The sequence below is a fragment of the Leucobacter tenebrionis genome (assembly GCF_019884725.1).
In the GTDB taxonomy this organism is placed as follows: domain Bacteria; phylum Actinomycetota; class Actinomycetes; order Actinomycetales; family Microbacteriaceae; genus Leucobacter; species Leucobacter tenebrionis.
The window spans coordinates 1,713,555-1,733,964 of sequence record NZ_CP082322.1 but is presented as its reverse complement, the minus strand read 5'-3'; the positions used below and the strand labels follow the sequence as shown (position 1 = coordinate 1,733,964).

Sequence of the window (20,410 nt, the reverse complement as noted above, 5' to 3'; positions counted from 1 at the left end):
TCCTTGCTATTTTTGCAAACTGTATTGCAAGTATCGCATAACGGGACGAACATGGTCCCATGACTCATACCGCTTCTCACCGCTGGGACGCCATCGTGATCGGCGGCGGCGCCGCCGGACTCAGTGCGGCTCAGGCCCTCGGGCGCTCCCTGCGCCGCACTCTCGTGATCGACTCGGGCAGCCCACGCAACCGGTTCGCCTCGCACATGCACAACGTGCTCGGGCTCGACGGCACACCACCGGCCGAGCTGCTCGCTCGCGGCCGCACCGAGGCCGAGCGCTACGGCGTGGAGTTCCGCCGCGGATCGGTACGAGACGTGCTCGAACCCGAAGAGTCGGAGACGGGTTCGGGATCGCCGAATCCCGTGCGCATCGTGCTCGACGGCGGTGAAACGCTCGACGCGCGCGCTCTGGTCATCGCGACGGGCATCACCGACGAGCTGCCGCCGATCGCCGGACTCGCGGATCGCTGGGGGAGCACCGTGCTGCACTGTCCCTACTGCCACGGATGGGAGGTGCGGGGCCGGCGCCTGGCGGTGGTGACCACGTCACCGCTGGGGATGCATCAGGCGAGGCTGCTCAGGCAGTGGACCGAGGATCTGACGGTCTTCACCGCGGGCCTCGGCGAGCTGAGCGACGAGACCCGACGCGAGTTCGGGGCGCGAGGTGTGCGGCTCATCGACGATCCGGTCACCGAGATCGTGGGCGACGGATCACGGATCTCCGCAGTACGCACGCTGCGCGAGGAGATCGAGGCGGACGCGATCTTCACCGCGGGCGCGCTCGTGCCGCACGACGGCTTCTTGCAGGGGCTCGAGCTCGATCGCTCGGAGACGCCGATGGGGTCGTTCATCGCTGTCGACGCCACGGGGCGCACGAGCCACCCGCGCATCTGGGCCGCGGGCAACGTCGTGAATCCGGCGGCGACGGTGCCCATCGCGATGGGCAGTGGCACGCTCGCCGGGGCGGCCGCGAACGCGGCGCTCGTGGAGGAGGACTTCGCGCTCGCCGTCCACGGCCCGGCTGCGCATACGCCGAAGCCGGGCGAGGATCCGGCCCTTTTCTGGGAGCGGCGCTACGCGGGTGCCGACGCGGGCCGGATCTGGTCGGGGCGGGTCAATCGAACGCTCGCGGACGTCGTCGATTCGCTTCCGACGGGCCGATCCCTCGATCTCGGCTGCGGGGAGGGCGGCGACGTGATCTGGCTCGCGGAGCGGGGTTGGAAGGCGGTCGGGATCGACCTCTCCGAGACCGCGATCGCCCGGGCGGTGCGGTCGGCGGAGGACAGTGGGATCCCGCATGCACGGTTCATCGCCGCGGATCTCGGTGAGTGGGCCCGTGATCCCGAGCGGATCGACGGCTCCGAGCGGCGCTTCGACCTCGTGACAGCGAGTTTTCTGCAGTCGCCCGTGGAGCTGCCGCGGGAGCGGATCCTGCGCGCCGCAGCCGAGCGGGTTGCGGTGGGCGGCCGGCTCGTGGTGATCTCGCACGCAGCCCCGCCGCCGTGGGCGCAGGGGCATCACTGCGAGTTCCCGAGCCCGGAGAGCGAGCTGGTGCTATTGCGGCTCGACCCCGAGCACTGGGAGGTGAAAGCGGATGTGCGCCGGCGCCCGGGCACCGGACCCGACGGAGTCGAGGCCATGCTCGACGACACCGTCGTGGTCGCCCGCCGCCTCGGGTAGTGCCCAGGCCCAAGCGGTGAGTCATGGGCGGGATGCGCTCAGTACCCCGCGCACCCGCCCGCCGCGGCTTCGGCCGGCGAGCAACCGGGACCGACCGATGCGCGCCCGAGATAGAGGCGCACCCCGTTGGGGCCGAGTCCGTCGAGCACCCCGATGCGCAGCGCCGCGACCTCGTACTGACCCTCTGGCGGTGCCGTCGGCTGGCCCGGCGCCCAGTCGGGAGGCGGGGGACCGCCCGTTGCCGGGGCGTTCTGCGCGTTCACCGTGATCGAGACGATATTCGAGAGGAACAGCCCGTTGTAGAGCCGGGAGACCAGTGAGATCAACGGGGCCGTCACCATCGTCAGCTTTGCGGGAAGGCCGGTCACGGCCGGAAGGACGCCGTCGACGACGCCGCTCACGACTCCGCCCACGCCGGTGAGCAGGGTGTTCAGCAGCAGGTCGAGCACCGGTTTGAGGAGTCCCTTGGTGAGGAGATCCGTCAGCGCACCGAGCAGACCGCTGAGCAGCTTCACCTCCGTGCTCACGGTGCCGGGTTTGTTGGCGCGCAGCTCGGCGAGCGTTCCGTCGATGGAGACCGCGATGTGCCCGACGTCGATGAACGGGGTGATCGCGAGAAGGCGCGCGCGGAGGTCGATCGACAGCGTCGAGGTGATCCGGATCCCGTCGACGGCGGCGACCAGCTGACTCTCGACATGGCTCAACCACTCGGTGAGCGCCCCGGTCAGGCTCTGAGTCAGAGCGTTCAGGATCGCCTCATCGGCGAGCAGATTCGTGTTCGGAGGGAGGCCGTTGAGACCGTCACCGAAGCGGTCGGGGTAGGCCTGTTGCAGCAGCGCGCTCGTGTCGACGGAGACGGTCCCTGCGGTCGCGTCGATCGTGAGTACTCCACCGCTATCCGAGAACTCCGTGTCGATGAGCGCACGCACCGGTGCCAGGTCGATATTGGCGGTGAGCGTGTTGAGGCGGATAGCGCCCAGTGTGAGGAGGGGGTTGTCGAGCACCGCATTGAGCAGATTCGCGACACCCGACTCGATGCCGGTCTTCACCCCCTGCGTGCCGAGGAGGCCGTTCACGGTGCCTTCGAGCCCGCCCAACAGGTTGTTCAGCTCCCCGGAGAGCGCTCCGACCGTGGGTGAGGAGAATGTGAGGTCGGCCGACGCCGTGAGGTATCTCCGGTCGAGCCCGGCAACGATGTCTTCCGCGGCCGACGCCGCGACCGAGCGCTGGGCGACGGCGGTGCCCTCGCCCCATGCTTCTGCGCAGGTGTCGAAGCTCGCCTGGCCGGCCACCGCTCCGACCTCGAGCTCGAGGTCGGAGACGCCCGAGAGGGTATCGCCGAGGCCGATGTCTCCGAGCAGCGGCGAGTTCAACAGGTTCGAGAGGCGCAGCGTCGCGAGCCCCGGGTACTCACCCGTCTGATCGTCGGCGAGGTCGATGCCGCCGGAGTTGTCGACGTAGCCGCTGGCGCCGAGAGCCTCACCGGTGCTCCGAGCCTGACCGAACTGGCCGACGACCCCCGTGCTGTTGTCGGCCGGCAGCTCGAGCAACCCGGTGAGGGGGAGCTGGATCGCCGAGAGCGCGTTCACCGTGAGCGGATCGGCGAACGCCGAGTCGATGCCCGTCACCGGTTGGCCGGCGGTCGCGGTCGCGGTGCTGCCGTCATTGGTGACCTGCACGCCCTCGGCCTCGGCCAGCGTGTCGAGATTCACGCCGAGCAGGTTGCCGCTGAGCGCGCGCCCCTCGGCCCGGTTGAGGAAACCGGCACCGTCCGGCCCGCACTCCGAAGTGCCGACCGCGGGTGCGTGCGCCCACTCCGTGTCGTTCCAGCTCGCGTCGGTGGTGATCCCGCCCTGGGTGACGAGCGCGCTCGACACCAGCACCGCGGCGGCGGTGGCGCCGATCCCGCGCCGCCTCAGGGCGTCACCCGGAATCAGCCCGCGCTTCGCTCCGCCCGTTCGCGAGTGCGAAGCGGCGGAGTGCCTGCCGCGACGAGATCCCCACCACTTCATCGGGGGTCTCCCGGGAGCGATGCGTCCGCGGTCGACGTGCGGGAAACGGCGCGGGATCGGGCGCGCCCGCGCAGCGCGGCGGCCGCACCGAGCCCGGCGAGCCCGGCGGCGAGCAGGCCGAGTGCGAGAGCATCGGAGCCGGTCACGGGGAGCGGGGGGCGCTCGGCGGGCGGCACCGGGGTGACGGAGGCGTCGCCGCCCGCCGAGTGCACCCCGAGCCCGACGTTCGCTGTGCGCCCCTCGACCGCTGCCGCGGAGGTGGTCGAGGGGATCCCGAGCGTCACCAGCACCTCTCGCGGCTCGCCGCTGCGCAGCTCCGCGAGTTCGTACAGCGCCCCCTCCTGCGCGACCCGCGCGAGCGGGGTAGCGGGCAACACGGTGGTGCGGGATCCGCCGCACCGAGCCGGCGCGGCCGAGAGATCGAAGGATCCCGAGCAGGCCTCGACCTCTGCCGTCATGCCGGACGCGGCGACCAGGTCGCCGTCGGCGCGCAGCTCGACGGCGAGGGTGCCCGCGTCGGCGTCGCGCAGCGAGGCCTGCACCAGCCAGCGCATCGACTGACCGGGTTCGAGTTCGGCGCGGAGCGCGGACTGCGAGTCGAGCGCGAGCGTGAGGTAGCCCGGGCGGCCGGTCTCGGAGAGCTCGTGGAACACCGCCGAAGCGCGGGCGGCGGTGAACCCGATGCCGGCGCACGTCACCGCTGCGAACACGAGGGCGAGGGCTCCGGAGACCGCGCGGGCGCTCATCGCAGCACCCCCTCGGCGTGGCGGGGTTCGGCGTGGCGGGGCTCGGCGTGGCGGGGGCGATGATCGGCGCCGTCTTCGGCGTTCGTCTCTGCAGCGTCTTCCCCCGTAGCCCGCGGCCAGAACGCCCAGACGACGAGCGCGCCGACCAGCAGCACGAGCGCCCCCATCGCGATCGGGGTCTGCACCATCATGAGCGCGGTGCCGAGGTGCGGAACCGCGAACACCACCCTGCGCGCATCGGTGAGGGCGTAGGGCAGTTGGTCGGGGGTGTCGTTGTCATCGCCCTGCATGACGATCTGGCGCGCTGCGGGGCTGTCGAGATCGGGTGGGCCGGATCCGGGCGCGGACGCCCTGATGTCGGCCGCGTTCTCGGCCTGCGGCTGCACCGGGCCGATCTCGACGATGCGATGCGTGACCGGCATGGACTCGCCGGCCCTGCGCACCGTGACGACATCACCGACCTCGAGCTCGGAGGCCTGCGCCGGCACGGTCACCGCGACCGCGCCCTGCGGCATGGTCGGGCTCATCGAACCGGTCCGGAAGGTGATGAGCGTCGCCCCGGTCGTCGCCGCAAGCACGAACCAGCAGGCAAGGCCGAGCGCCGCCACGACCACGAGGGTCGTGACGGCGCCTCCGGCGATCCTGCGGATCATGAGCGGGGGACTGGGAGCGCGGTCGAAGCTCAGTCGGACTCTGCCGCGAACTCCCAGGCCGGTGCGATCGTGCGGCCCTGGAGGTCGACCCCCGCGGACTCGGCGACCTGCTGCGCATCATCGGGGAGCGCGATCACGAAGCAGTAGTGCTGCGGCGCACCCGGATCGGTGGTCGTCGCCGCGGCAAGGGTCTGCGCGCCCGTGCCCGGCGTCGCACCGGTGCCGAGCGGGGAGGAGCCGATGCCGGGCACCGCGGTCCAATCGCCGGCCGTGACCGCCGCTGCGGAGCAGCTCGGTGCGGTCGCGTCGGCCGAGGTATACACCGAGAGCGCGACCGCGTCCCAGAGCTCGTTGCCGGCGTCCTCGACGGCGACGCCGGCTGCTGCGACCGCGCCCTGGAGCTCGACGGAACCGCCGATGGAGTTGGTCTTCGTGCGCAGCGACATCGGTGCGTACACCGTGTCCCCGGGAGTGAGGGCGAGCGCGGCCGTCGTGAAATCGAGCGCGCCACCCGGGTTCGTCTCGTCGTCGTGCCAGGCGCCCTCGGTGAACTGCTCGACGTCGAAGCGCTCGGTGCCGATGCCCGGCCCGCCGTCGGCGCCGCCCCAGACCCACTCGGAGTCGTTCCAGGTCGCGAGCGTGTAGGTGGCGCCGAGGCCGACCACGAGGGCTCCCGCGGCGATGGCGGCGATCTTGCGGGTCTTCCGCGATGAAGTGTGCTGCTTGGACAATGTCGTCCCTTTCCCCTGAATCCGCGGGTTCGACCGTGTATGCGTGAGCACGATCGCCCCCTGCTCGGCATCCCCCTGTGACCTCCGTGACCGCTGAGAAACACTCGTCGGTTAGTCCACGGTGAGCACACGATAACAGGAGAAAAACTCCTGACCAAAAGCGCTCTTCTCGTTATCGGGGGGTGTGGGGACAGAGTTCAGTGAAGGACGCTTCGAAATTCAGTAGGCAACAACCGAAACGCAGTAGTCCGTGCTCTCCGGAGTGGAGAGCACGGACTACTGGAGGACCGCATCCGCCGCGATGACGGGCACGGTGTCTGGGCCGCTGTACCTGGGCCGCCGCGCCTAGGCCGCCGTGAGTCGGGCCGTCGGCCGCGCCGGCAGCCCCGCCTTCGGGGTGCCGTCTCCCTCGTAGGCGAGGTAGCTGCGCTGGATCTCGATCTTGTCGGCGATGAACTTCGCGTCGTGCCACACGCCCCAGATGAACGTCGAACCGCGGTGGGACTGCCAGGGCAGGCCGAGGAAGTAGACGCCGGGTTCGGCCGAGACGCCGCGCACCTGCTTCGGGCGACCCTGCTCGTCGAGCGCGTCGACCTGCAGCCACGAGTAGTCGGAGCGGAAGCCGGTGGCCCAGATGATCGAGGTGATGCCCGCCTCGGCGAGGTTCAGCTCGAGGATCGGGTCGGTGACGCAGGCGGGCTCGGGGCCGAGCTCGCGCGCCTCGGGCTCCTCGGGGAGGTCGATCCCGGTGCGGGCGACGTAGGCGTCGGCATGGTCGAGCACAGAGAGGTAGTTCTCGTCGCCCCGGCGGATGTTCGCGGCGAGGTCGTCGCCGAAGCGCATCACGCCGTCGTCGTAGGCGTTGGCCCGGCCCACGAGGGTGATGCCGTCGGCCGCGAGGTTGCGGAAGTCGATGGTGTGACCGCCGTGCGCGCCGCTCACCGCGATGGTGACGTGCTCGGCGCCGGCGGCGGGGGTCGTCTTCTCCCACAGGCCCAGGGTGCCGAGCCACCACACGAAGCTGCGCCCGCGATAGCGCTGCGGGGGGCGGTCGTGCGGGCCGACCGCGAGGAAGACCTCGCGCCCCGACTGGCGCAGCTCGTCGGCGATCTGGACCCCCGAGGAGCCGGCGCCGACCACGAGCACGCCGCCCTCGGGCAGCTGCTCCGGGTTGCGGTACTGGCTCGAGTGGAGCTGCTCGATGCCCGCGTCCGGCGGCACGATGGGCGGGATGGACGGGAGCTGGAAGGCGCCCGTCGCCGCGACGACGTAGCGCGCCTCGACGGGGCCGGCGCTCGTCTCGGCGCGGAAGAAGCCCGGCCGCTGCGGATCGCGGCGCACGGAGGTCACCTCGACGCCGGTGCGGATGGGGAGGCCGAACTTCTCGGCGTAGGCCTCGAAGTAGGCGGCCACGCGCTCCTTTGGCGCGAACTCATCAGGGTCGAGGTCGTCGAACTCGAGGCCGGGGAAGCGGTCGTGCCACGCGGGGCCGTTGGCGACGAGCGAGTCCCAGCGCTCCGAGCGCCAGCGCTCGGCGATGCGGTGCCGCTCGAGCACGACGTGCGGGATCCCGCGGGCGGTCAGGTGCTCGCTCATCGCGACGCCGGCCTGGCCGCCGCCGACGACGAGAACCTCGGTGGTCTCGGGTGCTGGGCTCGACATAGACTCTCTCCACTCCGCTCTGATGGGGCTCCCAGGGCGCGGGTGCGGGTGCGGTCTCGCCGATCCGTCGACTGCGACGGGCGGCGGCCGTGCGGCCCGGCCGGGGTATGACCAGCAAAGCTCATGGAGCGCTCGGAGCGCCAATAGTGCTTCGCGCTGTTATCTATCTGAAATCGAGATTCAGTGGGTGGTTCGAATCTGAATAGGGCATGACTAGTCGTGGCGCGGTGCGCGGGAGAGGCCCGGCTGCTCGGCGATGATCTCGTGCACGGCGGAGGCGACGGCGTGGGCGCGAGCCGAGCGGTTCACCTGCGCGAGCGACGAGATCACCATCTCGAGCGCCGGCACGTCGTCGCTGATCTCGATGGCGGCCAGCTCGGCGCCGGTGTAGCTGCCCGAGATGCGCGGGCGCTGGTTGAGGATCGAGTAGCCGAGCCCCATCGCCACCATCGATCGGACCGTCTCGTAGCTCGAGGCGCGGTACTTGAGCCGGGGCGCGATGCCCGCGCTGCGCAGGATGTCGAGGAAGTAGCCGCGGCTGTCGGGGAGGTCGAGCAGTACGAGGGGCTCGTCGGCGAGCTCGGCGAGGGCGATGGTGCGGCGTCCCGCGAGAGGATGGTCGGTGCTCAGGACGACGTGGGGCGGCACATCGCCGACGTGCTCGCTGCTGATGCCCTCCGGGTCGCTGAGGCGGTAGTTGACGGCGATCTCGGCGCGCCCGCTGCGCAGGGAGGTCAGGGTCTCCTCGTGGTCGCCCTCGATGAACTCGACCGAGAGCTCGGGGTGTCGCTCCTGCAGGCGGCCGATCAGCAGCGGCAGGAGGAACGGTGCGAGCGTCTTGAAGCACGCGACCGTGACGGATCCGCGCACCTCGCCCCCGTCGGCGCGGATCGAGTCGATGCTGTCCGAGAGCATGCCGAAGATGCGGTGCGTGTCCTGCAGCAGCTGCTCGCCCGTGCGGGTGAGGACGAGGCCCTTCGCGTGCTGGCGGATGAAGAGCGAGGTGCCGAGCGTGCGCTCGAGGTGGGAGATCGCCGTCGAGATGGCCGACTGCGCGACGTGGAGCTCCTGGCTGGCGACCGTCATGTTGAGCCTCTTCGCGCACTCGGCGAAGTAGGTGAGCTGGGTGAGCGTGATCGCGAAGCGCTGGGCCATGCCGGTTCCGTTTCCGCGGCCGGGCGCCCGCCCGACCGCCGGTGAATCTGTTTCGACGATTGTGGTGTTTGTTTTTGTCTATTTTACAGATGCGGACGCGCCGCCGAACAATGGTGCAGAAGGCGCACGCCGCGCGTTCCCGCACTCGATGAGGAGAGATCTATCGTGACCGAGCCGACGCACCTCCGACTGAGGAAGTTCAACACCAAGGACACCTACCCCGAGCAGAACCTCGACAACGACCTCTGCCAGGCCGTCGTCGCGAACGGCGTCGTCTACCTGCGCGGGCAGATCGGTCAGGACCTCGAGACGCGGGAGTCGGTCGGGATCGGGGACGTCGCCGCGCAGACCGAGCAGGCCATGGCCAACATCAAGATGCTGCTCGATGAGGCGGGAAGCCGGCTCGAGGACATCGTCAAGGTCACCATCTACATCATCGACCCGCGCTACCGCGAGGACGTCTACCGCACCGTCGGGAAGTGGCTGAAGGGCGTCTACCCCGTCTCGACCGGGATCGTGGTGCAGGCGCTCGCTCGCCCCGAGTGGCTCGTCGAGATCGACGCGACCGCCGTGATCAGCGAGCGGAGCGAGTCGTGACCTTCTCGCTCCTCCTCCGCGACCCCGAGACCGGCGAGTTCGGATCGGCGATCTCGTCGTCGTCGCCCGCCGTCGCGGCGCGCTGCGTCAACCTCGCCGACGGGGTGGGCGGGGCCCACTCCCAGAACGTCACCGATCCGCGCCTCGGTCCCCGACTCATCGAGGAGCTCCGGGCGGGCCGCGCGGCGCAGGAGGCGATCGACGCGGTCGTCGCGGCGGCCGATCCCGCGACCATCGGCTACCGCCAGCTGCTCGTGCTCGACGCCGCCGGCCGCGCCGCCGTCTACTCGGGCGAGCGCGCGCTGGGCAACTTCGGCGCCGCGACGCGCGAGAACGCCGTCGCCGGCGGCAACATGCTGGCGAGCCTCGACGTGCTCGACGCCCTCGTCGACACCGCGCTCTCGGCGACGGGCCGGATCGAGGAGCGGCTGTACGCCGCGCTGCGGGCCGCCGTCGCCGCCGGCGGCGAGGAGGGACCGGTGCACTCGGCGGGGCTCGCGGTCGTCGGATCGGCCGGTTGGCGGATCACCGACCTCCGCGTCGACTGGGCCGAGGAGGACCCGATCGAGGCGCTCGGCCGAGCGCTCGAGGTGTGGCTGCCGCAGCGCGACGACTACGTAAGCCGCGGTCTCGACCCGTCCGCGGCCCCCTCCTACGGGGTGCCCGGCGATGAGTAGCGAGGCGCTGAAGCGGCAGATCGCCGAGCGCCGGGCCGAGGTCGACGCCGAACTGGTCGGCCTGTCGAACGAGCTGCACGGAGACCCCGAGCTGGGCTGGCAGGAGTTCCGCTCCTCCGCCCGCGTCGCTGGCGTGCTCGGGCGGCACGGCTTCGCGGTCGAGCAGCCCTATCTCGGCCTCGACACCGCCTTCCGCGCCGTCCGCAACCCCGGCGGCCGGTTCACCGTCGGCTTCCTCGCCGAGTACGACGCGCTGCCGGGGCTCGGGCACGCCTGCGGCCACAACCTAATCTCCGCCATGAGCGTCGGGGGCGCGATCGCGCTCGCCGAGGTCGCCGACGAGCTCGGCATCACGGTCGAGGTGATCGGCACCCCCGCCGAGGAGGGGTACGGCGGCAAGATCGAGCTGCTCGACCGCGGCGCGTTCGCCGAGCTCGACTTCGCGCTCATGGCGCACCCGGCGCCCGTCGACGTGGCCGAGGCAGAGCCGTTCGCGGTGGCGCACTGGCACATCCGGTACGACGGCCGCGCGGCCCACGCCGCCGCCTACCCCGAGCGCGGCGTCAACGCCAACGACGCCTTCGTGATCGCGCAGACCGCCATCGCGCTGCTGCGCCAGCAACTGCCGCCCAGCGTGCGCGTCCACGGCGTGCAGACCCGCGGCGGCGAGGCGCCCAACGCGATCCCGGAGCGCACCGAGGGACGCTGGTACGTACGGGCCGAGACCACCGAGCAGCTGCTCGAGCTCGAGCGGCGCGTGCTCAAGTGCTTCGAGGCCGGCGCGCTCGCCACCGGCGCCGAGCTGACGGTCACGCCCGAGGGCAGCCGCTACTCCGAGATGCGCACCGACCTCGAGGCGCAGGAGCTCTACCGCGCCAACGCGATCGCGCTCGGACGCGACTTCGACGTCGATCCCGTCGCCGCCACGATGAACCGCGCCTCGACCGACATGGGCAACGTCTCGCAGGTCGTGGCGGCGATCCACCCCTACATCGGGGTCGGCGGCGAGGCGAGCAACCACCAGCCCGCCTTCGCCGAGGCCTGCGTCGGCCCGGCGGCGGAGCGGGCGCTCCGCGACGGGGCGACCGCGCTCGCCTGGACGGCGCTCGACGTCGCGCTGCTCCGGACGGCCCCGGCCTGATCCGGCCGCGCCGACCCTCCATCTCACCCCGCATCGTAAGGAATCCGTCAATGCCGACTGCCGAACAGCCACGCGAACTCGCCGACCTCGTCGACCGGAAGAGCCTGCGCAAGAGTGTCGTCGCGGGATCGATCGGCGTGCTCGTGCACTGGTTCGACTGGGCCGTGTACGCCTACCTCGCGAGCACCCTCGCCGTCGTGTTCTTCCCCGAGGAGAACGCGACCGCCGGACTGCTGGCCACCTTCGCCGTGTTCGCGGTCTCGTTCCTCGTGCGCCCCCTCGGGGCGATCCTCTTCGGGCGCCTCGGCGACCGGCTGGGCCGCAAGCAGACGCTGTCGCTCGTCATCCTCGCGATGGCGCTCGCCACCCTCGTGCTCGGGCTGCTGCCCGGATACGACGCCATCGGTCTCGCGGCGCCGATCCTGCTCATCGCCACCCGCATCGTGCAGGGCCTCGCCGCCGGCGGCGAGTTCGGCAGCGCCGCGGCGTTCCTCGGTGAGTTCTCGCCGGCGCGGCGCCGGGGCTTCGGCGTGAGCTGGCTCGAGTTCGGCAGCCTGCTCGGCTTCCTGCTCGCCTCGTTCGTCGTGTTCCTGCTCAACCAGGTCTACAGCCACGACGAGATCGTGGCGTGGGCGTGGCGCATCCCGTTCCTGATCACGGTGCCGCTCGGCTTCATCGGCCTCTACATCCGGCGCAGGATCGAGGACACCCCCGAGTTCGAGCAGCTGAAGGAGCTCGAGACCGTCTCCCACGCCCCGGTGAAGGAGGTCTTCCAGCGCAACTGGCGCGAGTTCCTGCAGACCAGCGGCATGGAGATCTTCATGAACGTGACCTTCTACGTCGTGCTGGTCTACCTGCTCACCTACCAGGAGATCTACATCGGCTTCGACCCCGGTCGGGCCGCCCTGCTCTCGACCCTCGCTTCGGCTCTCGGCCTCGTCGTCGTGCCGCTCGCCGGCATCGCCTCCGACCGGGTCGGCCGCAAGCCCGTGCTGATGGCCGCGGCGATCGCGCTCACGGCGCTGTCGGTGCCGCTGTTCTGGCTGATGTCGATCGGCGAGGACTGGGCGGTCTTCACGTCGACGCTCGGCCTCGCGCTGATCCTCGCGATCGTGCTCGGTACGCACGCGGTCACCGTCGTCGAGCTGTTCCCGACGCGCACCCGGCAGACGGGACTCTCGATCGCCTACGCCGTCACGGCCGCGCTGTTCGCGGGCACCGCGCCCTACGTGCTCACCTGGCTCCTCGACGCGACGGGCAATCTGCTCGTACCCGGCTTCTTCCTAGGCGTCGTGGGACTCGTCGGGATCGCCACCGTGGTCTCGATACCCGAGACCCGCGGGATTCCGCTCATCAAGGCGCAGGACCTCGAGACCGCGACCGTCACCATCCCCGAGGCGCTCACCCGCGCCCAGCACCCCCGACAGGAGAACCGATCATGACCCGCAGCTACGAGGACTGGAAGGCCGCGGCGGCGGCGCTCGAATTCGACGGCCGCCCCGTCATCGGCGGCGCGCGCGTCGAGGCGCGCTCGGGGCGGACCATCGAGAAGACCAATCCGGCGACGGGCGAGATCCTCTCCCGCATCCACGCCTGCGACGAGGCCGACGTCGACACGGCCGTCGCCGCGGCCCGCGAGGCCTTCGAATCCGGATCCTGGTCGCGCGCCGGTGCCGGCTTCCGCCGCGAGCGCCTGCTCGAGTTCGCGCGCCTCATCGAGGAGCGCGCCGACGAGTTCGCGCTCTACGACTCCCTCGACATGGGCAAGCCCGTGCGGGAAGCGGCGACGATCGACGCTCCGGGATCCGCAGCCCTCTTCCGCTTCTACGGCGAGGCGATCGAGAAGACGGAGGACCTGATCCCCGTCACGCCGCCGGGCTCCACGGCGCTCGTCACCCGCGAGCCGGTGGGGGTCGTCGCCGTGATCGTCGCCTGGAACTACCCGCTCGAGATCGCCACCTGGAAGCTCGCCCCCGCGCTCGCCGCCGGCAACACGGTCGTGGTGAAGCCCCCGGTCGAGGCCTCGCACTCGACGCTGCTGCTCGCCGAGCTGGCGCTCGAGGCGGGCATCCCGGCGGGGGTGCTCAACGTGGTGACGGGCCGCGGCTCGACGGTCGGCCGCGCGCTCGGGGTGCACGGGGACGTCGACATGCTCGCCTTCACCGGCTCGACCGAGGTGGCCAAGCAGCTGCAGCAGTACGCGGGGCAGTCGAACATGAAGCGCCTCGCCCTCGAGGCCGGCGGCAAGAGCTCGAACCTGATCTTCGCCGACTGCGACGACCTGCGCGCCGCGGCCGAGAAGGCCGCCTTCGGCAGCTTCTACAACCAGGGCGAGGTCTGCTCGGCGAACTCCCGCATCTTCGTCGAGCGCTCGGTCTTCGAGGAGTTCTTGACGCTCTACGCGGAGGCGGCGAAGGCGTACGCGCCCGGCGACCCGCTCGACCCCGCGAGCGGCACGGGATCCCTCGTCTCCGAGGCGCACGCCGACACCGTCTGGGCCGCGATCGAGAGCGCGCGGAGCGACGGTACGATCGTGGCGGGCGGCACCCGCCCCGAGATCAACGGCTCGCGGGCCTTCATCGAGCCGACGATCGTGACGGGGGTGCCCGACGACCACGAGGTGCACACCCGCGAGATCTTCGGGCCGGTCGCCGTGGTGACGCCCTTCGACACCGAGGAGGAGGCGATCGCCCGGGCCAACGAGACCCCCTACGGCCTCGCGGCCTCGCTGTGGACGGGCAGCCTCGCGCGTGCGCACCGGGTCTCGCAGCGCCTCGTCGCGGGCACCGTGTCGGTGAACACCGTCGACGCGCTCGGCTTCACCACGCCGTTCGGCGGGTTCAAGCAGTCGGGGTTCGGTCGCGACCTGTCGGTGCACGCGCTCGAGAACTACACGGACTACAAGACCACCTGGATGCAGTGGGGCTGAGCTCGCCGGGGCGGGGCGGCGGCTTCGGCCCGGCCGCGCGAGGGGCCGCCCCGGCCCGGCGGCCCGGCGCAGTCGCTTGCATCTGTTTGCAAGATGCAAGCTCTCCTCAACAACTATTTTACTGAAACAAGTCACGATGTGACGATGAGTGGGCAACGGCTCCGTTGCCCGGTCAGAGCCGACTGAGAGGACACAAGGAACCCATGACTCTGCAGCATGACACCATCGACGTGGCGGACGCCGTCGCCGAGACCCCGAGCGGCCTGGCGGAGATCGCCAAGCGCCACCTGGTCATGAACTTCACCCCCGCGGGCAAGTATCGCGACGAGGAGCTGCCGGTCTTCGTGCGCGGCGAGCACTGCTCCGTGTACGACGAGAGCGGCCGCCGCTTCTTCGACGGGCTCGCGGGGCTCTTCTGCGTGCAGCTCGGATACACCCACGGGGCCGAGGTGGGCGACGCGGTGCGGGATCAGCTCGCCGCGCTGCCGTACCAGACGACCTGGAGCGTCGCCCACCCGCCCGCCGCGCTGCTCGCACAGAAGATCGCAGAGCTCGCTCCCGGCGACCTCAATCGGGTCTTCTTCGCGTCGGGCGGCGGCGAGTCGAACGAGGCCGCCATCAAGCTCGCCCGGCAGTACCACATCACCCGCGGCGAGGGCACCCGCTACAAGTTCATCGCCCGTCGCGTCGCCTACCACGGCACCAGCTTCGGAGCCATGTCGCTCAACGGCATGACCGACGTGCGCAAGATGTTCGAGCCGCTCATGAACGGCGTGCGCCACACGCACAACACGAAGCGCTATCGCCGCCCTGACGGCGAGACGCCCGAGCAGACCACCGCGTTCCTGCTCGGCGAGCTCGAGTCGCTCATCGTGCAGGAGGGCGCCGACACGATCGCCGCCATCATCATGGAGCCGCTGCAGAACGCCGGCGGAAGCCTCACCCCGCCCACGCCTGAGTACTTCGCCGGCGTGCGGGCCCTCTGCGACAAGTACGGCATCCTGCTGATCGCCGACGAGGTCATCACCGGCTACGGGCGCCTCGGATCCTGGTTCGGCTCGATCCACTACGGCTTCCAGCCCGACATGATCACCTTTGCGAAGGGCATCGCCTCGGCGTACATGCCCCTCGGCGGCGTGATCGCGAGCGACCGCATCATCGAGACCGTGCTCGACGGCCCGCTCGGCATGTTCAACCATGCCCTCACCTACGGCGGGCACCCGGTCGCCTGCGCGGCCGCCCTGAAGAACCTCGAGATCATGGAGCGCGAGGGCGTCGTCGAGAACGTGGCCGAGCTGAGCCCCTACCTCGCCGAGAAGCTCGCCGAGGTCGCCGAGAAGCACGCGAGGATCGTGGGCGACCTGCGCGGCGACGGCTTCCACCGCAGCTTCGAGCTCGTCACGGATCACGCGGCGAAGCGCTGGGAGGCCGAGCCGATCAGCGCGGGCGACTTCGTGGGCAAGCACCTCAACCCGGCGCTCGCCGAGGCCGGTCTGCTCTGCCGCGTCGCCATCGATGCCGAGGGCAACCCGCTCGTGCAGGTCTCGCCGCCGCTCGTGATGACCCGCGCCGACATCGACGAGCTCGCGGAGCTGCTCGATCGCGCCTTCACCGCGGCGACGGCCGGCGCCGGCCTCTGAGGTCCATTGCGGGGCGGGGGCGCTCGCTGCGCCCCCGCCCCGCGCCGGAACGCGCCGACCCGCGGTCCCACGACCGCACCACCCCGATGCGAATCGCTCGGGCCCACTGAGCTGCACCGACTGTCGCGAAGGAGCGCCGTCATGAGTGAAGACCACCCCAACCTCAGCGCCTCGACCACGAGGATCATCACCTTCGAGCGCCGACACATTCGGCCCATCCCCGAGAGCGAGCGCCACGGCACCACGCGCGGACTGTTCTTCGTCTGGCTCGGCATCAACATGCTGCCCCTCACGGTCGTCACCGGCGCGCTCGGACCGAGCCTCTTCGGGCTTTCACTCGGGTGGACGATCCTGGCGGTCGTCATCGGTAATGTGATCGGAGGATTCGGCGCTGCGCTCCACGCCTCGCAAGGGCCGCAGCTCGGGATTCCCCAGATGCTGCAGGCCCGCGGCCAGTTCGGCTACTACGGCGGCAGCTTCCTCGCGATCATCGCAGTGCTCATGTTCCTCGGCTTCTTCGCCTCGAACCTCGTGGTCGCGGCGCAGAGCTTCGCGGCCATCTTCCCCCTCCTCTCGGTGAACACCGGCATCGTGATCTGCGCCGCGGTGGCCCTCGTGGTCGCCATCTTCGGCTACGACCTCGTGCGTAAGGCGATGGGAATCTTCTCCGTGTTCATCGGGGTCCTCGTGCTCGCCTCGTTCGTGATCCTCGTGAGCAACCCGGCGACCTTCGAGACGACGATCGAGCTCGGCTACAACACCGCGGGCTTCTTCGGCATGCTCGCCGTCGGTGTCACCTGGCAACTCGCGTATGCGCCCTATGTATCCGACTACTCGCGCTACATGCCGAAGGAGGGCGGGGCCAAGCAGGCCTTCTGGGCGACCTACACGGGTCTGGTGCTCGGCACCGTGCTCGTGATGGGGCTCGGGGCGCTCGTCGGCCTGAACCTGGCCGACGGCGACGCGATGGCGGTGCTGGGAGGGCTGCTCGGCGGCTTCGGCCCGTTCGTGCTGTTCGGTTTCGGCGCGGCGTCCGCCGTGATCAACTCGGCCAACATCTACTCGGGAGTGATGTCCTCGCTCACCGCGCTCGAGTCGCTCTCGGGAAAGATCAGGATCAACACCAACATGCGTCTCGTGATGACCGTCGTCTACGCGCTTATCGCCATGTTCGCGGCAGTGTTCGGCAAGAACGACTTCCTGCTCGTCTTCAAGGATTTCGTCTTCATCCTGCTCTACGTGCTCATCCCCTGGTCAGCGATCAACCTGGTCGACTACTTCATCCTGCGCAAGGGCCACTACCGGGTCGGAGACATGTTCCGCCGCGATGGTGGAGTCTATGGGCGTTGCGACGTCGCGGGTGTCGTCAGCTACCTCGTGGGCATCGTCGTGCAGATCCCTTTCATGGTGACGACGCTCTACACGGGACCGCTGGCGGAGCCGCTCGGCTTCGTCGACCTCGCATGGGTGGTCGGGTTCATCGTGCCGGGCGTGCTCTACATCGCCTGGAAGCGAGCGCAGGGCGCCGGCCCCGCCATCGACTCCTGAGACCAACGCTGATCACGAGGAGCAAGCACTGTGACCCGACCCGATCTGATCATCCACTCCGCCCAGCTTTGGACGCCCGAGGCGACGGCGGCTACTGCGCTGGCTGTCGAGCGCGACCGGATCACCGCGGTGGGCGGCGACGAGGTCCTCGCCCTCGCCTGCGAATCCACGGAGGTCATCGATGCCGCGGGCGCTGCGGTGCTGCCGGGCTTCCATGACGCCCACATCCACGCCCAGGCCGGCGGTCTCGGTCTGCGCGGCTGCGACCTCGACGCCGAGCACTCCGTGGAGGGGTACGGTCGTCTCATCCGCGAGCATGCGGCGCAGAGCGACGCCGAGTGGGTCGTCGGCGCCGGCTGGTTCGGAGACGCATTCCCCGGCGGCATGCCCACGCGTCATCTGCTCGACGAGATGGTGCCGGACCGCCCGGCAGTGCTCACCAGTCATGACGCGCACGGTGTGTGGGTCAACTCCCGGGCTCTCGAACTCGCCGGGATCACGAGGGAGACCCCCGATCCCGCAGCCGGTCGCATCCTGCGCGACGAAAACGGTGAGCCTACGGGGATGCTGCTCGACGCCGCCGGGGAGTTGGTGACACGACTGATCCCGCCGCACGGTCCCGAGGACCTGCGCGCCGCATTGCTCTCGGCGCAGGAGCGGCTCTTCTCCCTCGGCGTCACCGCCTGGCACGATGCGATCCTCGGTTCCTACCTGACGCTGCCGGACTGCCTGCCGAGCTATCTTGAAACCCTTGCCGACGGCTCACTGCGAGCGAGGGTCACCGGCTCCATGTGGTGGCCGCCCGCAGCCGGTGTCGGGTACCTCTCAGAGATGCTCAGCCGCATCGATTCCGCGCGCGAGGCCGGTTTCGCGGTGCGCAGCGTCAAGATCATGCAGGACGGCATCTGCGAGAACTGCACGGCCGCCCTCATCGAGCCCTACTGCGGAGTGCAGCCGGAGACGCGTGGTGATTCGGTCATTGCGCCCGACGATCTGTGCACCATCGCCGCCGCCCTCGATGCAGCGGGGCTGAGCGTTCACTTCCACGGCGTGGGTGATCGAGCGGTGCGAGAGTGCTTGGACGCGATCGAGTTCGCGCGGGAGCGCAATGGAGTCGGAGAACGGCACCAGATTGCGCACCTCGATGTCGTGGACCCGGCAGACCTGCCTCGATTCGCCGCGCTCGGCGTCACGGCGAACCTGCAGCCGCTGTGGGCGCGCAACGACCAGGAGATCCTCGAGCGCAAGTTCCCGCTGATCGGCGAGAACCGGGCCCGATACCACTTCCCGTTCGGTTCGCTGCATCGAGCCGGGGCGCACCTCGCGATGGGCAGCGACTGGCCCGTCACCAGCCCCGACCCGCTCTGGGGCCTGCATACGGCATGCACGCGCACCGCACCTGCCGCCGATGTGCACGCGCTCAACACGGAGTCCCATATGCCTGCACAACCGCACGAACGGCTGGACGTGGAGACGGCCCTGCGCGCCTACACCCTTGGTCCGGCGGAGGTGTCGGGCACGGCCCACGATATGGGCAGTCTCGAAGTAGGGAAGCTCGCAGACCTGGTGATGCTGACCGGGCCGATCGGTGAGCCGGAGGGTTTTGACGCGGTGCGTGTCGCGCGCACGGTGCTCGGGGGAAAGACCGTCTACCGGCGATAAGCCCTCATACATTCCGCTGAAGAGAGACCTCAATACCTTTGCTTCTGCTCAGACGCTGCGGCGCATGCCATGCGACCGTTCGCCGCCGAGCAGAAGCGCCACCCGCTGGAGGATGCATCGTACGGTGGCCGTTTTGCGGCCTCCCACGGCTGTCTCGCAGCATCCACTCGAAGGAGAGAGATACATGACGCACGAGCCACCGCCCGTCACCCAGACGTTCGCCCGATTCGAGCAAGAGCACATCATGCCGATCCCGGAGAACAAGCGCACGGGCACCAACTGGTCGATCTTCGCCATCTGGGTCAGCCTCAACATGATGCCCCTCGCGGTCGTCACCGGCGCCGTCGCGACCGGCGGCTTCGGGCTGCCGCTCGGCTGGAGCTTCCTCGCCGTCTTCGCCGGCAACATCATCGGCGCGTTCGGCGCCGCCCTGCACGCGTCGCAGGGACCCACGCTCGGGATCCCGCAGATGCTGCAGGCCCGCGCCCAGTTCGGCTACCTCGGCGCGAGCGTCTTCGCGTTCATCGCGTTCGTCATGTTCATGGGCTTCTTCTCCAGCATCCTGCTGGTGGCGAAGGACGCCCTGGCCGAGGTGATCCCGGGCTTCAACGGCACGCTCGCGATCGTCGTCTTCGCCGCGATCGGCATCGCGCTCTGCGTCTTCGGCTACGACCTGCTGCGTCGCACCATGGTGTGGCTGTCGATCCTCATCGGCGTGGCCGTCGCGGTCTCGATGATCATGCTCGCGCTGCAGCCGAATGCGCTCACCGCGCGCGACGACGTCGCCATGACCCCCGAGGGCTTCTTCGCGATGCTCGCGATCGGCATCGTGTGGCAGCTCGCCTACGCCCCCTACGTCTCCGACTACTCCCGCTACCTGCCGAAGAAGACGGGACCCAAGACCGCGTTCTGGAGCACCTACTTCGGACTCGTGCTCAGCTCCGTCTTCGTGATGGGCCTCGGCGTGCTGCTCGGCGCGATCGCTCCCGATAACCCGCTCGGCGCGCTGGGCTCGGTGCTCGGGCCCGTGGGTCTCGTCGTGCTGGTCGTCTTCGCCGTGAGCTCGGCGCTCATCAACGGCGTCGAGCTCTACTCGGCGGTGATGAACGCGCTGACCGTGCTGCAGTCGAACTTCAAGACGCGCATCACCACGCGGGTGCGGGTGTGGACCACCATCGTGTCGGGCGCCATCGCGACGGGGATCGCCGTGCTCGGCCAGGGCGACTTCATGACCATGTTCATCGGCTTCCTCGACCTGCTGCTCTACGTGCTGATCCCGTGGTCGGCGATCAACCTGGTCGACTTCTTCATCGTGCAGAAGGGCCATTACAACATCGCGGCGATGTTCGACCCCTCCGGCGGCGAGTACGGCAAGTGGAACGCGGTCGGGCTGGTGAGCTACGGGATCGGGCTCCTCGCGCAGCTGCCGTTCATGGACATCGCGATCTTCACCGGTCCCCTCGCGGGCTCGATCAACATCTCGTGGCTGGTCGGCTTCGCGGTGACCGCGATCGTCTTCCTCGTGATGATCCGCTTCTCGAAGAAGCCCGCGCCGGTGGCCGTCGAGGCCTGACG

Annotated in this window: 16 protein-coding genes; 10 read left to right on the top strand and 6 right to left on the bottom strand. The window is 69.9% G+C overall.

Going from position 1 to position 20,410, the window contains the following annotated elements; genetic code table 11:
• The first annotated feature begins 59 nt into the window (after positions 1–59).
• On the top strand, positions 60–1,682 hold the full coding sequence (locus tag KVY00_RS08020; RefSeq protein WP_223042478.1) for a bifunctional NAD(P)/FAD-dependent oxidoreductase/class I SAM-dependent methyltransferase: 1,623 nt from the start codon (positions 60–62) through the stop codon (positions 1,680–1,682).
• A gap of 38 nt (positions 1,683–1,720) precedes the next feature.
• Here KVY00_RS08020 and KVY00_RS08015 read toward each other — a convergent pair whose 3' ends face one another.
• The 6 genes from KVY00_RS08015 to KVY00_RS07990 form a co-directional block, all read right to left on the bottom strand.
• Positions 1,721–3,694 carry a choice-of-anchor G family protein gene (locus KVY00_RS08015; protein WP_223042477.1) on the bottom strand — a complete coding sequence of 658 codons (1,974 nt, stop codon included), beginning with the start codon at positions 3,692–3,694 and terminating at the stop codon, positions 1,721–1,723.
• Positions 3,691–4,440, bottom strand: a complete 750-nt coding sequence (locus tag KVY00_RS08010) for a hypothetical protein (protein ID WP_223042476.1) — start codon at positions 4,438–4,440, stop codon at positions 3,691–3,693. The genes KVY00_RS08015 and KVY00_RS08010 overlap by 4 nt, the downstream gene beginning before the upstream one ends.
• Positions 4,437–5,093, bottom strand: coding sequence for a signal peptidase I (locus KVY00_RS08005; RefSeq protein WP_223042475.1), 657 nt, complete (start codon positions 5,091–5,093; stop codon positions 4,437–4,439). Before KVY00_RS08005 ends, KVY00_RS08010 begins: the two co-directional genes overlap by 4 nt.
• Before the next feature lie 29 nt (positions 5,094–5,122).
• On the bottom strand, positions 5,123–5,824 hold the full coding sequence (locus KVY00_RS08000; RefSeq protein WP_255572556.1) for an acyl-CoA dehydrogenase: 702 nt from the start codon (positions 5,822–5,824) through the stop codon (positions 5,123–5,125).
• 345 nt (positions 5,825–6,169) lie between these two features.
• Positions 6,170–7,486, bottom strand: coding sequence for a flavin-containing monooxygenase (locus KVY00_RS07995; RefSeq protein ID WP_223042474.1), 1,317 nt, complete (start codon positions 7,484–7,486; stop codon positions 6,170–6,172).
• Positions 7,487–7,699: 213 nt separating this feature from the next.
• Positions 7,700–8,641, bottom strand: coding sequence for a LysR substrate-binding domain-containing protein (locus tag KVY00_RS07990; protein WP_223042473.1), 942 nt, complete (start codon positions 8,639–8,641; stop codon positions 7,700–7,702).
• A gap of 165 nt (positions 8,642–8,806) precedes the next feature.
• Here KVY00_RS07990 and KVY00_RS07985 point away from each other — a divergent pair, with 165 nt between their 5' ends.
• The 9 genes from KVY00_RS07985 to KVY00_RS07945 all read left to right on the top strand — a co-directional run bounded on the left by KVY00_RS07985 (position 8,807) and on the right by KVY00_RS07945 (position 20,408).
• Positions 8,807–9,238, top strand: coding sequence for a RidA family protein (locus tag KVY00_RS07985; RefSeq protein ID WP_223042472.1), 432 nt, complete (start codon positions 8,807–8,809; stop codon positions 9,236–9,238).
• Positions 9,235–9,915: a DUF1028 domain-containing protein gene (locus KVY00_RS07980; protein WP_223042471.1), complete on the top strand. Its 681-nt coding sequence runs from the start codon at positions 9,235–9,237 to the stop codon at positions 9,913–9,915. Before KVY00_RS07985 ends, KVY00_RS07980 begins: the two co-directional genes overlap by 4 nt.
• Complete coding sequence (locus KVY00_RS07975; protein ID WP_223042470.1) at positions 9,908–11,056, top strand: M20 family metallopeptidase; 1,149 nt, start codon at positions 9,908–9,910, stop codon at positions 11,054–11,056. Before KVY00_RS07980 ends, KVY00_RS07975 begins: the two co-directional genes overlap by 8 nt.
• A 50-nt stretch (positions 11,057–11,106) precedes the next feature.
• Positions 11,107–12,498 (top strand): MFS transporter, encoded by a 1,392-nt coding sequence (locus KVY00_RS07970; RefSeq protein WP_223042469.1) that lies wholly within the window; start codon positions 11,107–11,109, stop codon positions 12,496–12,498.
• Positions 12,495–13,985: an aldehyde dehydrogenase family protein gene (locus tag KVY00_RS07965; protein WP_223042468.1), complete on the top strand. Its 1,491-nt coding sequence runs from the start codon at positions 12,495–12,497 to the stop codon at positions 13,983–13,985. Before KVY00_RS07970 ends, KVY00_RS07965 begins: the two co-directional genes overlap by 4 nt.
• Positions 13,986–14,188: 203 nt before the next feature.
• Entirely contained in the window at positions 14,189–15,625 is a 1,437-nt protein-coding gene (locus tag KVY00_RS07960; protein ID WP_223042467.1) for an aspartate aminotransferase family protein, read from the top strand.
• Positions 15,626–15,766: 141 nt separating this feature from the next.
• Positions 15,767–17,173 carry a purine-cytosine permease family protein gene (locus KVY00_RS07955; protein WP_223042466.1) on the top strand — a complete coding sequence of 469 codons (1,407 nt, stop codon included), beginning with the start codon at positions 15,767–15,769 and terminating at the stop codon, positions 17,171–17,173.
• A 30-nt stretch (positions 17,174–17,203) separates the two neighbouring features.
• Positions 17,204–18,835, top strand: coding sequence for an amidohydrolase (locus KVY00_RS07950; RefSeq protein ID WP_223042465.1), 1,632 nt, complete (start codon positions 17,204–17,206; stop codon positions 18,833–18,835).
• 184 nt (positions 18,836–19,019) lie between these two features.
• Entirely contained in the window at positions 19,020–20,408 is a 1,389-nt protein-coding gene (locus KVY00_RS07945) for a purine-cytosine permease family protein (RefSeq protein ID WP_223042464.1), read from the top strand.
• Positions 20,409–20,410: the final 2 nt, after the last annotated feature.